Here is a 12596-nt window from a genome sequence, read left to right as displayed (position 1 = left end):
GGCTCGTTTAACCTTCGCCACGACCCTATTGTGGCAACGGAAAGGACCGCTGGGACCGCTCCATTTGGGAAAATGGTGGCCAGGCGTTTCAGGGTCCATGTGACACAGACTGGAGAGAACCATGGCTAACTTCTTCTTCGAGAGCATGACGCAGGCGGAAGCCACCGCGTTTGGCGCCTCGGACACGCTGCAATTTTCGACCGCGACGGCCTCCGCCTCTCAGGTGGTGGTGACTTTCACGAACACCGCCTTCCCGGATCCGGTGGTCAATACCGCCACCCTGACCTACAACGGCAAGACCTTGACGTTCAGCACGAACCTGCTGGGCGACACCGTCACCTTCACTGACGGCTCGAAGCTGCACGTCGGTGCGACCGGCGCCGACAACGTCGCTGGTTCCGCGTTCGCTGACGGCCTCTGGGGCAATCAGGGTAATGACACGTTCGGCGGCGACGCTGGCAATGACATCATCCAGGGCAACCAAGGCGATGACAGCATCGCGGGTGGTACGGGCGCCGATTCGCTGTTCGGCGGTCAAGGCGCCGACGCGATTGCCGGCGACGATGGCAACAACTTCGTCCAAGGCAATATCGGCAACGATACGCTGACGGCGGCTGGTGGCGCTGATACGCTGCTGGGTGGCCAGAACGACGATGTCATCACCTCGGGCGCCGGCGCTGACCTGGTCAGCGGCGATCTCGGCGCCGACAACCTCGACGGCGGCGCTGGCGCTGACAACCTTCAGGGCGGTGACGGCAACGACACCATCCAGAGCGGTGCGGACGCCGATACGGTCACCGGCGGCGCCGGCAACGACCAGCTGAACAACTCCGGCGGCGCCGACTCGATCGATGGCGGCGATGGCAATGACAGCGTCACCGGCTCGGCCGACGCGGAACTCGTCTTCGGCGGTGCTGGCAATGACACCGTGAGCGCCGGTAACGGCGCCAACACCGTGCAAGGCAACGCCGGCGACGACAGCATCGTTGGTGGCACGGGCAATGATACCCTCTACGGCGGTCAAGGCGTCGACACGATCAACACCGGCGACGGCACCAACTGGTCGAACGGCAACATCGGCAACGACTCGATTACCGGTGGTGCCGGCACCGACACCCTGCTGGGCGGTCAAGACTCCGACACCCTGCTGGGCGCCGCGGCCGCTGACTACCTGAGCGGCGATGCTGGGACCGACAGCCTCGACGGCGGCGCTGGCGCCGACCAACTGTTTGGCGCCGACGGCGCTGACACGATCGAGGCCGGTGCTGATGCCGATACGGTTTCCGGCGACGCCGGCGCCGACGCCATCACCAACGTCTCGGGTGCTGACGTCCTGAATGGCGGTGCGGGCAATGACACCATCACCGCCACGGCCGACAACAACACGCTGAACGGGGACGCCGACAACGACGTGCTCAACGGCGGCACCGGCAATGACACGCTGAATGGCGGCGAAGGCACCGACAGCCTCACCGGCAACGACGGCAACGATCAGCTGAACGGTGGCGCGGCCAACGACACCCTCGCGGCCGGCAATGGCAACGATGTTGGCTTCGGTGACGCGGGCGATGACTCCCTCGTTGGCGGCGACGGCAGCGACTCCATGAGCGGTGGTGACGGCGTCGACACGATCGACATCGGTACCGGTGACGACGCGGCCGACTCCAACGTCGGTGACGGTGGAGCTGGCGCCGACTCGATCACCGGCGGTCTGGGCGTCGACTTCGTCAACGGCGGAGCGGGTTCCGACACCCTCATCAGCGGTGGCGGTCTTGATACGCTCAACGGCGGTGACGACGGCGACTCCATCTCCAACGGCAGCGCCGACGCCGCCATCCTGAACGGCGATGCTGGCAACGACAGCATCACCGACGGGACGGGCGCCGACGTCGTCAACGGCGGTGACGGCAACGATACCATCACCTTTACCGGTGGTGGCGCTGGTTCCGCCAACGGCGGCGCCGGCACCGACAGCATCACCGGCGGTGCTACGGCGAACGTCATCAACGGCAACGCGGACAACGACAGCATCAATGGTGCTGCCGGGGCGGATACGATTACCGGCGGCGCCGGTGTCGATGCCCTCACGGGTGGCCTGGACGCTGACCGGTTCGTGTTCGCCAGCGGCGATACGGGCATCTCGGCCACGACCGATGGTGCTGATGTCATCTCCGACTTCCTGGTCGGAGCCGACAAGATCGCGGCCGGCGTCGCCGGCACCGGTCTGGCCGGCAACTACAACGAGCAAACCGCGCTCACCTACGCCGACGCCTACGCTGCAGCCAACGTCCTCGTTGGTAACGGCTCCAAGGACATCGTCGCGGTCGAGATCGGTGCTGACACCTACGTCTTCTTCGACGGCACCGGCAGCAACACGATTACGACTGTCGTGAAGTTGACGGGCGTGCTCAACGCGGCCCTGGCCGACGCGGGTACCGACTTCACCCTCTAAGACGACTAAGATCTAGGGATTGGGGCCGCCCTTCGGGGCGGCCCTTTTCTTTTGCGCGCGCGAGTCATGGTCTTCGCCTCGCCGCGCATGTCGATGACCTGCACCAGCCCTGCGCGCGGAGCGCACGCCGCAGCAACCAGAGCGGACGAACTACAGTTTCTGATGGGGATGCGAGAGGCCGGGCGGTAAAGCCGTGAGCTTACCGCCCGGCCAAAGCGACACAGTCCTGGAGAGCAAGACTGACGCCGGACTGTACCGCGTTCGGTCTCCGGGCGGAAGAGACTCAAGCGCTACAATAGGCTCTTAACGGATTTGTGAGGTGAAGCTGGAACGCGCTGACTTTGCTCCGAAAGTCACCGTAATTCGCCTAGAACGCGAGCTCGAAAGTCTGCCTCAGCACTGGCCTGCCGGCCCGGGTCACGACATAGGTCGCTGCATATTGCCCGCTTCGCCAACCGCCGGCCGGGGTCTTCTTCCCGACATAGAGAAGGTACTGCGCCTTGCTGCGCTCCAGAGGTTCGAGTGTGCTCTGCGCGAGCACGGAGCCGTCCGGATCCTGTACGCTCAGGCTCAGCACATCACCGGCCTGCAGGTTGATCGCCCGCACATAGGCGACCAGCGCCGGGCCGCCAGCAGAGGGCACCGTGACGTCACCAGCCTCCACCGCCTCCATGGTCGGCTGCCCGACGGCGAACCCGGCGTTCAGAACCGCGCCCGGCTGGTAGGCCACCGCCTTCGCCGCCGCAGGGTTCCAGAGGCCGACCCCGGGACTGGCGGCATTGCAGGTCCCGGGCGCCGCATCCGGTCGATACGGGTCAACGATCGTCCCGGCCTTGCGGACGCTCAGGTGCAGGTGCGGGTACTCGGTATTGCCGGACAGTCCAACCCGAGCGATCGGCTGGCCCGCCGCGACGGTGTCGCCCTGCTTCACCATCATGCCGCCCCTGGCCAGGTGGCAATACTGGGTCTCCCAGCCGCCGCCGTGATCGATGACCACCCCGTTGCCGCACTCCTGGCCCGCGACGGAGGCCGGGCCGGCGACCTTCACTGACACGTCGGCGACCCCGTCGCGCAGCCTGGTGACCCGCCCTGGGGCGGCGGCCAGGACATCGACGCCCCGGCGCTGCGCGGCCATGTCGAGCAGCCGAATGTCGACGCCGCCGTGCTTTTCATAGGTCTGCGGCCCGCAGCGATAGTCCTTCACCCCTGGTCCGGGATCGACGTCGACGTGGTTCTGCACCTCGCAGGTCTCGCCGACCACGCAGGCCAAGGGAAAAGACAGCTGGGGACCGTCGACGGGGGCCGCAGCCGTGGAGACGGAGGGAGCCGGCGGCGGCGCGGCGGCGGCAGCGTCCTGGGGTTCGCCGGCCGGTGAGCAGGCGGTCAGGACGCCCAGTAGCAAGGCAGGGAGGGCTGATCGGGTCATCGTGGCTGATCCTCGGCGCGCGTCTCGCCGGAAATGTGGCGTCACGGAAAGACGACGCCGGTCAGGGCCTCGAGCCGCGCCAGGTCGCGGGCGTAAAGGTTGCGCAGGAAAGCGGCGTCCTCGTCGGTCAGGTCGCCGCCATAGTCCATCTCCCGAGCCACATGCACGTCGCGCGGGGTCACTGGTTTGGGCGGCGGCGCGCGCAGGAAGGCGTTGACGGCGGCCAACGTGGCGTTGGGATCGCGCCGTAGATCGTCGGCCTTGGCGATCAGCACCTGATCGCGCGGGAAGAGGCTGAATAACCGCTCGACCTGCTCGCCGTAGAAGCCCCGCTCCACATAGGAGAATTCGCGATGCACGCCCCAGGGTTGGGCGTCCAGCAGCCGGCGGCGGCCCCGGCGTATGCACCAGGAGAAGGGCTCCGTCTCCGCGCCCCGGGCATATTCCATCTTCCAGTGCGACCAGGCCCGTTCGACCGGATCGCGCAGCATGACGATGATCCTGACCTTCGGATTGTAGGCGGCGATCCGCTCCAGGCTGCGCGGCCAGTAAAGGTAGATCGGCGTCGCCTCGCCGCGAATCAGCGGGCCGCCCGCATCGAACTGGGCGTGGTAGGGCCCGTAGTCGGGGGCGGCCCAGTCGATCGACTCGTCGTCGAAGAAATGGACCTCCTTGACCTTGGAGAGCCGGATATGCGGATCGTCGGCCAAGTAGTCGTAAAGCGCGGTCGTTCCGGCCTTCTGCACGCCGGCGACGATGAAATTGATCCGCCGATCGACCTCGTCCAAACCCGCCTCAGCCCCATTTTCGCGTCTTTGCGGCACGACGCCGCCATCCCCTCCTTCGATACGGCTTCATCGCGCGAAGGACACGCGATAATAGGGGATCCAATTCGTCGGCGGGGGCGGGCGATCCGCCAACCTGCCGGCAGCATTCCGAAGGCGAAGAGCTTTGATCACCATCATCGACGAAGAGCGCGGCGAAGTCGTCGTCAAGGACGGCGAGGCCGAAACCCGCCACAGCCTGGCGAGCGCCGAGGGCTTCGCCGCGGCGTCCAAGGCCTGGCTCCGCGCCACCTGGGATTCGAAATACGTCTATTCCTTCGCCTGGATGGGCCGCCCGGTCATCCAGCTACCCGAGGACATGATCCGCCTGCAGGAAGTGATCTACACACTGAAGCCCGACGTGCTGGTCGAGACCGGCGTCGCCCACGGCGGCTCGCTGATCTTCTACGCCTCGCTGTTCGAGGCCATGGGCAAGGGCCGGGTGATCGGCATCGATATCGAGATCCGGCCGCACAACCGCGCGGCCATCGAGGCCCACTCGATGAAGAAGCGTATCGAGCTGATCGAGGGCTCCTCCACCGCGCCGGAGACGCTGGACCAGGTGAAGGCGCTCATCAAGCCGGGCGAAAAGGTCCTAGTGGTGCTCGATTCGAACCACACCCGCGACCATGTGCTGGACGAACTGAAACTCTATGGCGAGCTGATCGAGGTCGGCTCCTATGTGGTGGCCACCGACGGGATCATGGCCCAGGTGAAAGGCGGCCCGCGCACCGGCGACGACTGGGACTGGAACAACCCCCAGCGCGCCGTCCACGACTTCGTGGCCCAGGACAAGCGCTTCATCGTCGAGGAGCCGGCCTTCCCGTTCAACGAGGGCACGGTGACCGAGCGGGTGACCTACTGGCCCGACGCCTTCGTCAAGCGGATCGCCTAGATGAAGGCCGTCCTGCTCTGCGGGGGTCTCGGCACCCGGATCTCCGAGGAAAGCCACCTCAAGCCCAAGCCGATGATCGAGGTCGGCGGCCGGCCGATCCTCTGGCACATCATGAAGCTGTTCTCGCACTACGGCTTCAACGAGTTCGTCGTGTGCCTCGGCTACAAGGGCTATGTGATCAAGGAGTACTTCGCCAACTACGTGCTCCATAACGCCGACCTGACCGTTGACCTGGCCAAGGGGGCGATGGAGTACCACGCCACCAATCATGAGCCCTGGAAGGTCACCCTGGTCGACACCGGGGCCGAGACCATGACCGGCGGCCGGCTGAAGCGGGTGGCCCAGTACCTCAATCCCGGCGAGCCGTTCTTCATGACCTATGGCGACGGGGTGGCGGACGTGGACCTCAAGGCCCTGGCCGAGTTCCACAAGCAGCATGGCCGCGACGCCACGGTGACGGCGGTGGCGCCTCCCGGCCGCTACGGCGCGCTGGACATCGTGGACGGCGCGGTTGAGCGCTTCATCGAGAAGCCGCCCGGCGACAACGGCCTGATCAATGGCGGCTTCTTCGTGCTGGATCCGGCGGTCATCGCCCGCATCGAGGATGACACCACCACCTGGGAAGTCGAACCCTTGCAGGGCCTGGCCGCCGACGGCCAGCTCATGGCCTACCGCCACGACGGCTTCTGGGCGGCCATGGACACCCTGCGCGACAAGAACAACCTCGAGGCGCTCTGGGCCTCGGGCCAGGCACCCTGGCAAGTCTGGAAATGAAGCGGCCCGACCCCGCCTTCTGGTCGGGCAAGCGCGTCCTGCTGACCGGGCACACCGGGTTCAAGGGCTCGTGGGCGGCGGTCTGGCTGTCTCGGATGGGGGCCAAGGTCACGGGCCTGGCCCTTGCGCCGGACCAGGAGCCCGCCCTGTTCATCCAGGCGGGCGTGGCCAGTCTCACCGACTCGCTGCTGGTCGACCTGCGCCGCCCGGCCGACGTGGAGCTGGCCCTGGTCGGACGTGAATTCGACCTGGTCCTGCACATGGCCGCCCAGCCGATCGTGCGGGCGTCCATCGAGGACCCCATCGCCACCTTCGCCTCCAACATCATGGGCACGGCGCATCTGCTGCAGACCCTGCGCGGACAGCCGGCTCTGAAGGCGGTGCTCGCGATCACGTCGGACAAGGTCTATGCCAACCACGAGACCGGCCGCGCCTTCGCCGAGGGCGACGCCCTGGGCGGCAAGGACCCCTATTCGGCTTCCAAGGCGGCCGCCGAAATCATCGTTCAAAGTTTCGCCAGGAGCTATTTCGACAAGGCCGGCGTGCCCGTGGCCACCGCGCGAGGCGGCAATGTCATCGGCGGGGGCGACTATTCCCGCGACCGGCTGGTGGCCGATATCGTCCGCGCCGGCCAAGCCCAGGGCGTCACCGTCCTGCGTCATCCCGAGGCCACGCGACCCTGGCAGCACGTGCTGGACTGCGTGGCGGGATACCTGGTCTTCCTGGAGCGCCTGGCCACCGATCCGACCGCGCCGCGCGCGCTGAACTTCGGCCCCCGCCCCGGCGGCCCAGAGGTGACCGTGGGCGACCTCGCCACCCGCGCCGTTCAGGCCCTCGGCGCAAAGCCCTGGCGCCACGAACCCGATCTCAACTCCCTGGAGGCCAAGTCCCTGGGCATCGACGCCAGCCTGGCGCGCCAGGTGCTGGGCTTCGAAAGCGCGCTCGACGCCCCGGCCGCGGTGGAGTGGACCATGGACTGGTATCGGGACCAGGCGAATGGCGGCGACGCGCTCGCCCTCGTCCAGGACCAGATCACCCGTTACGAAGGCCTTTGATGACCGTTCCCGCCTGCCGCTTCTGCCGCGCGCCCCTGACCCAGACCTTCGTGGACCTGGGCCTCCAGCCCCTGGCCAATTCCTATCTGACGAAGGCCCAGCTCGATGCGGGCGTCGAGGGGACCTATCCGCTGCGCACCCGAGTCTGCGGGACCTGTTTCCTGGTCCAGGCCGACGACCCGGTCGCCGCCGACGCCATCTTCGACGACGGCTACGCCTATTTCTCCGCCTATTCGGAAAGCTGGGTGGCCCACGCCAAGCGCTACGCCGAGGCCATGGCCGCGCGGTTCGGGCTGGGCGCGGATTCGCTGGTCATCGAGGTCGCCTCCAACGACGGTTACCTGCTGCAGCATTTCAAGGCCATGGGCGTGCCGGTCCTGGGCATCGAGCCCACCGCCAACACCGCCCAGGTGGCGATCGAGGAGCGGGGAATTCCTACCGAGGTCACGTTCTTCAACGAGGCCGCTGGCCGCGCGTTGAAGGACCGGGGCGTCGGCGCCGACCTGATGGCGGGCAACAACGTCCTGGCTCACGTTCCTGACATCGGCGACTTCGTGGCGGGTTTCCAGCATGTGCTGAAGCCCGGGGGCGTGCTGACCTTCGAGTTCCCGCATCTGCTGAACCTGATCGAGAAGGTGCAGTTCGACACCATCTATCACGAGCACTACTCCTACCTGTCCCTGCTGGCGGTGGAGCGGGTGCTGCGGGCCAACGGCCTGCGCCCGTTCGATGTCGAGCTCCTGCCCACCCACGGGGGCTCCTTGAGGCTGTTCTGCGCCCATGAGGCGTCGAGCCACGTCGAGACCCAGGCGCTGAAGGATCTGCGCGCTCGCGAGCACGCCGCAGGCCTGGACCGGCTGTCGGGCTATGAGGGCTTCACCGCCCGGGTCGAGGCGGTCCGCGAGGGTTTCCTGGCCTTCCTCGCCAAGGCCAGGTCCGAGGGCAAGGTCGTGGCGGCCTATGGCGCGGCGGCCAAGGGCAACACCTTCCTGAACTACGCCGGGGTTACGGCCGACGACATCGTCGCCTGTTTCGACGCCAACCCGCACAAGCAGGACCGCTACCTGCCGGGCAGTCATATCCCGGTCCACGCGCCGGCGCGGATCGCTGACTTCAAGCCGGACTACCTGGTCATCCTACCCTGGAACCTGAAGGACGAGATCATGGGCCAGCTTGCCTATGTGAAGGACTGGGGCGGTCGGTTCGTCACCGCCGCGCCCGACACCAAGGTCGTCGGCTGATGCGGTTCTCGGCGACCGGCATCGAGGGTGTCGTGATCGTCGACCTCGATCCCGTGTCCGATGAGCGCGGCTCGTTCGCCCGGCTGCATTGCCCGGAGGTGTTCGCCGCCGCCGGCCATCCCTTCACGCCGCTGCAGACCAGCCTGTCGCGCAACCTGAAAGCCGCCACCCTGCGCGGCCTGCACTATGAGGCGGCCCCGTACGAGGAGGCCAAGCTGGTCCGGGTGACCCGCGGCGCGATCTTCGACGTGGCGGTGGATCTGCGTCCAGGCAGCCCAACCTACCGCCAATGGACCGGAACCGAGCTTTCGGCGGAAAACGGCCGCGCCTTGCTGATCGGCCGGGGCCTGGCCCATGGCTTCGTCACGCTCGAGGACGACACCGACGTCCTCTATCAGATCGACCGCATCTTCGAGCCAGGCCACGGCCGCGGCGCGCGCTGGGACGACCCGGCCTTCGGCATCCAATGGCCGGTAACGCCGGTGATCATCTCGGATCGAGATGCGACCTATCCGGACCACGGAGAGGTTTGAAGTGGCGAGAATCCTTCTTACCGGGGCGAGCTCGTTCTCAGGTCTGTGGATCGCCGAGGCGTTGGTCGGCGCAGGTCATGATGTGACCGCGCCTCTACGCCGACGACGAGGTGACTATGAGGCTCTGCGCGCAGATCGGGTCACACGCCTGATGTCGACGTGCCGGGTCGTCTTCGAAGCCCCGTTCGCCTCCCAAGCCTTCGCAGATATCCTGGAAGAAGGCTTTGACCTGCTGGCGCACCATGCCGCGGACATCGCCGACTATCGTGCTGCAACCTACGATGTCGTCGAGGGTGTGGCTCGCAATGTCGCGGGCGCGGACGCGGCATTCTCAGCTCTGGTCCGTAGCGGCGGCGTCGGCGTCGTGGTGACGGGCACGACCTTCGAAGCTGGCGAAGGTCAATCCGCTCCTGGGGATGTGGCCGTCAGCCCCTACGGTCTGTCCAAGACCCTGACGAACGAGGCCTTGCGCAACTTCGCCAGGTGGCGAGGCCTACGGTTTGCGAAGTTTGTGATCGCCGCGCCCTTTGGTCCGTTGGAAGAAGGGCGCTTCGCCTGGTCGTTGTTTCAGCGCTGGTTTGCTGGGGAACCCGGCCTCGTCCGCACACCTCGCTACATCCGCGACAACATCCCATCGCCATGCCTTGGCGCGGCCTATGTGGCGCTTGTAGAGAGCGTCCTCAGTCCGTCCACACCGGACCAGCAGATCGCCAGGCCCTCGGGCATAATTGGGTCCCAGGAAGCATTTGCTCGCCTGCTCGCCGGGGAGATGAATCACCGGCTCGGCCTTGAGTGCGCCGTGGAGACGCTCCCGCAAACGGTCTTGGCCGAGCCGGAGGTGAGGGTCAATTCAGACCCCTGGATCAAGCCGGACTGGCCAGCGCAGCCGTTCTGGGACGCCTATGCCGCATACTACCAAAAGCTGGCCGCTAGCGGCCTTCTAGCCGCCCCCCCCTAGGTCATGAGGCGGCGTTCTCAAGAACAGCCTTTTCGATTGCAGCGTAGTAGTCGTCGGCGAACTGCTTGGTCTTGCCAAGCGGACTGGCTTTCATCCGGTCGCGCAATCCACGTCGCAACCCGCCGATCCGCGCGGGGTCGGCGGCAAGCTTCACAGCGATCTCTACGTATTCATCGATTGATCGGGCGCAGAGCTCGCCCAGTCCGATGTTCATCAGGACGGAATAGCTCAGGCGTTCAAAAACCGCGTCGCCGACCTGGCTGACGACCGGAACGCCCATCCAGAGCGATTCGCAGGTCGTCGTTCCACCCGTCTGGGGGAAGGTGTCGAGGGACACATCCATCTGATTGTAGAAGGGCAGGTGCCTGCCGCGGACGACTTCGAAAGTGATCCGATCAGCAGACACGCCCTCGGAAGCAAACACTTTGCAGATGTTGTCCCGGAACGTCGGTGATCCCCCTTCGGGGCGCACGAAGAGGAAGCGTGAGTTAGGTGTCTGGGCGACGATTCGAGCCCAAGCACTCACCACCTCGCGGCCGTACTTGTAGGGGTTGTTGGCCGTGCCGAATGTCACAAACCCGTTGCGCTCGACTGGCGCTGAGTCCTCGGGCCGCGGATCGTCGCGGAAGGCGTCCTCACCGAGTGCGTACCATCCATGGGGCAGCATCATCGGCTTCTCGATGATGAGGCCAGGCTTCTCCGGCGCCATGAATGGATCAAGGACGAGGTAGTCGATCTCCTTGAGGCCAGCCGAGTGAGGATAACCGACCCAGCTTGCCGACAGGCGCGCTGGCTTGAACCCCATGACGCCGAGCTTGTTCATGTGGGTTGATCCGCCGAGTTCGATCAGCATGTCGAGTTGATCATTGGCGATCATCTGCGCGGCGTCGCGGTCACCTATGTCCTTTTTCCACCGAAAGGCGTCGACGGCCTCGGTGATCGCCCGTTGAGCAGAATCTTCTTCTCCCTGATAAAAGGAGTAGCAGTAAACCTCAAATTTGCTGCGATCATAATGTTGGAACAGTGGGTTTGCAAAATAGGCAACGGGATGTCGCCTAAGATCTGACGACATGAAGCCGACACGTATCTTCCCGTTCGGTGTTCTTGGGGCCGGATGTGCAATTGGGTTACGCTTAACTACTTCTGTGACCTTGCGACCCCAGATTCTGTGTTGTTCAATCAACTCCAGGCGATCGTCCGGCGTCTTGACGCGGGCTAGGTGAGCCAAGAGGGCTGTATGCCGCCCGGCTTCAGCCCATATGCGGCCGACCTGCTTGAAATCTCCGAGCTTCTCAAGGTCATCGTATGCCGCCACGCGAACGAGAAGCTCGTAGGCGATTTTCAGGTTTGTGGCTGTCATAGGCAGTTGATCAAGGACGCCCTTCAGGATGCCATAAGCCTGCTCAATATTCGCAGCCTCGTCACCATGACGCGAGCGACCCAAGCTTTCTGCGAGCGCGACGTGAAACTTGGTATTGTCGGGTTCGAGTTCCACGGCGCGCTGGAAGTGAGTGTTGGCGCGGGGCTTGTCATAGTCGCTAATGTTGCTCGCGAGCTGAAAGTGCAGGCTGGCCCGCTCCGGGTGCCTTTCAAGCGCCTCAACAAGGAACTTCTCCGCGTCGCGTGTCGCCCCCGAGCCTCGGATCGTAATCGCCTTTGACTCCATCAGGCGCATGTCGTCGGGGTTCGCGGCCAGTCCACGGTCCAGCACGGCGAGGCTGTCGCTTGGCGCGGCGATTTCTCCGGTGACGGCGGCGAGATCGAGCCAAGCATCGACGTAGTTCGGCTTGAGCCGGGTGGCGAGGGCAAGGCGCATCTGGGCCTTGTCCAGTTCGGCCGAATACCAATGGGCTCGCCCAAGGCTGCGTTGGAGCTCGGACGATGTCGGCTGCTGGCGGACAAGCTTGGCGAAGACCTCGACAGCGGCTGGTCCGTTGCGCAAGTCGTTATATACGTTGCCCTTGTTCGTGAGGACGGACATGTTCTTCGGATTGAGTTTCTCGGCCTGCTTGAACGCCTTGAGCGCTTCCGCATGGCGATCCGTTCGGCGGTAAGCGACGCCTAGGACGTTCCACAGGTCCACTTCGCGAGGATAGAGTTCGAGCCCGGCGTTGGCCCATCGCTCGATCTGGTCGTAGCGCTTGTGACGAAACAGAATCCCCGTGAAGCTCCGATAGAGGGCAACTGGCGCCTTGGCGTCGGCTTCCAGCTCATCCTGGATCAGGCGAATTCCGAGTTCGGAGTTTCCCATCTTGAGCGCAGCTTCTGCTGCTGCGAATCTCTCAGTCGACATCCAGTAATCCTGTCACGCGCCGGGGCTCGGAGGTTCGAGGCGCCGGCGGCGGCGAGTTGGGGAGGCGCTTCGCCCGGGCGGGCGCGCGAATTCGCGCCAATCTAGTGGGCGAGGCGGCCGGCGCCAACCGGGGTGCGGCGAACAT

Annotated in this window: 10 protein-coding genes; 7 read left to right on the top strand and 3 right to left on the bottom strand. The window is 65.4% G+C overall.

Translation table 11 applies throughout. The features are described 5' to 3' along the window. The first annotated feature begins 121 nt into the window (after positions 1-121). Positions 122-2452: a beta strand repeat-containing protein gene (locus tag V6M51_RS12245; RefSeq protein WP_332767521.1), complete on the top strand. Its 2331-nt coding sequence runs from the start codon at positions 122-124 to the stop codon at positions 2450-2452. 367 nt (positions 2453-2819) lie between these two features. Here V6M51_RS12245 and V6M51_RS12240 read toward each other — a convergent pair whose 3' ends face one another. Beyond that, positions 2820-3878 (bottom strand): M23 family metallopeptidase, encoded by a 1059-nt coding sequence (locus V6M51_RS12240; RefSeq protein ID WP_332767520.1) that lies wholly within the window; start codon positions 3876-3878, stop codon positions 2820-2822. A 41-nt stretch (positions 3879-3919) separates the two neighbouring features. Then, entirely contained in the window at positions 3920-4666 is a 747-nt protein-coding gene (locus V6M51_RS12235; RefSeq protein WP_332767518.1) for a sulfotransferase domain-containing protein, read from the bottom strand. Positions 4667-4829: 163 nt separating this feature from the next. Here V6M51_RS12235 and V6M51_RS12230 point away from each other — a divergent pair, with 163 nt between their 5' ends. From V6M51_RS12230 to V6M51_RS12205, 6 genes are read left to right on the top strand one after another with little or no spacing between them, the layout of a single operon-like run. Beyond that, positions 4830-5597 carry a cephalosporin hydroxylase family protein gene (locus tag V6M51_RS12230; protein ID WP_332767517.1) on the top strand — a complete coding sequence of 256 codons (768 nt, stop codon included), beginning with the start codon at positions 4830-4832 and terminating at the stop codon, positions 5595-5597. After that, positions 5598-6371, top strand: a complete 774-nt coding sequence (gene rfbF / locus V6M51_RS12225; RefSeq protein WP_332767515.1) for a glucose-1-phosphate cytidylyltransferase — start codon at positions 5598-5600, stop codon at positions 6369-6371. It begins immediately after the preceding gene. Next, positions 6368-7426 carry a CDP-glucose 4,6-dehydratase gene (gene rfbG / locus V6M51_RS12220; RefSeq protein WP_332767514.1) on the top strand — a complete coding sequence of 353 codons (1059 nt, stop codon included), beginning with the start codon at positions 6368-6370 and terminating at the stop codon, positions 7424-7426. Before rfbF ends, rfbG begins: the two co-directional genes overlap by 4 nt. Beyond that, complete coding sequence (locus V6M51_RS12215; protein ID WP_332767513.1) at positions 7426-8667, top strand: class I SAM-dependent methyltransferase; 1242 nt, start codon at positions 7426-7428, stop codon at positions 8665-8667. The genes rfbG and V6M51_RS12215 overlap by 1 nt, the downstream gene beginning before the upstream one ends. After that, positions 8667-9200 carry a dTDP-4-dehydrorhamnose 3,5-epimerase gene (gene rfbC, locus V6M51_RS12210; protein WP_332767511.1) on the top strand — a complete coding sequence of 178 codons (534 nt, stop codon included), beginning with the start codon at positions 8667-8669 and terminating at the stop codon, positions 9198-9200. The genes V6M51_RS12215 and rfbC overlap by 1 nt, the downstream gene beginning before the upstream one ends. A gap of 1 nt (position 9201) precedes the next feature. Continuing rightward, on the top strand, positions 9202-10158 hold the full coding sequence (locus V6M51_RS12205) for an NAD(P)-dependent oxidoreductase (protein ID WP_332767509.1): 957 nt from the start codon (positions 9202-9204) through the stop codon (positions 10156-10158). Position 10159: 1 nt separating this feature from the next. Here V6M51_RS12205 and V6M51_RS12200 read toward each other — a convergent pair whose 3' ends face one another. Next, positions 10160-12451: a tetratricopeptide repeat protein gene (locus V6M51_RS12200; protein ID WP_332767507.1), complete on the bottom strand. Its 2292-nt coding sequence runs from the start codon at positions 12449-12451 to the stop codon at positions 10160-10162. Positions 12452-12596 lie beyond the last annotated feature (145 nt).

The sequence above is a fragment of the Phenylobacterium sp. genome, assembly GCF_036677185.1.
GTDB lineage: Bacteria > Pseudomonadota > Alphaproteobacteria > Caulobacterales > Caulobacteraceae > Phenylobacterium.
Note: the sequence above shows the minus strand (reverse complement) of the source record. Positions and strands in the feature narration are given on the sequence as shown.

Coding starts and splice junctions, on each gene's coding strand:
- V6M51_RS12245 (WP_332767521.1), top strand. CDS start 122: ATGGCTAACTTCTTCTTCGAGAGCATGACGCAGGCGGAAGCCACCGCG.
- V6M51_RS12215 (WP_332767513.1), top strand. CDS start 7,426: ATGACCGTTCCCGCCTGCCGCTTCTGCCGCGCGCCCCTGACCCAGACC.
- rfbF (WP_332767515.1), top strand. CDS start 5,598: ATGAAGGCCGTCCTGCTCTGCGGGGGTCTCGGCACCCGGATCTCCGAG.
- rfbG (WP_332767514.1), top strand. CDS start 6,368: ATGAAGCGGCCCGACCCCGCCTTCTGGTCGGGCAAGCGCGTCCTGCTG.
- V6M51_RS12200 (WP_332767507.1), bottom strand. CDS start 12,451: ATGTCGACTGAGAGATTCGCAGCAGCAGAAGCTGCGCTCAAGATGGGA.
- V6M51_RS12240 (WP_332767520.1), bottom strand. CDS start 3,878: ATGACCCGATCAGCCCTCCCTGCCTTGCTACTGGGCGTCCTGACCGCC.
- rfbC (WP_332767511.1), top strand. CDS start 8,667: ATGCGGTTCTCGGCGACCGGCATCGAGGGTGTCGTGATCGTCGACCTC.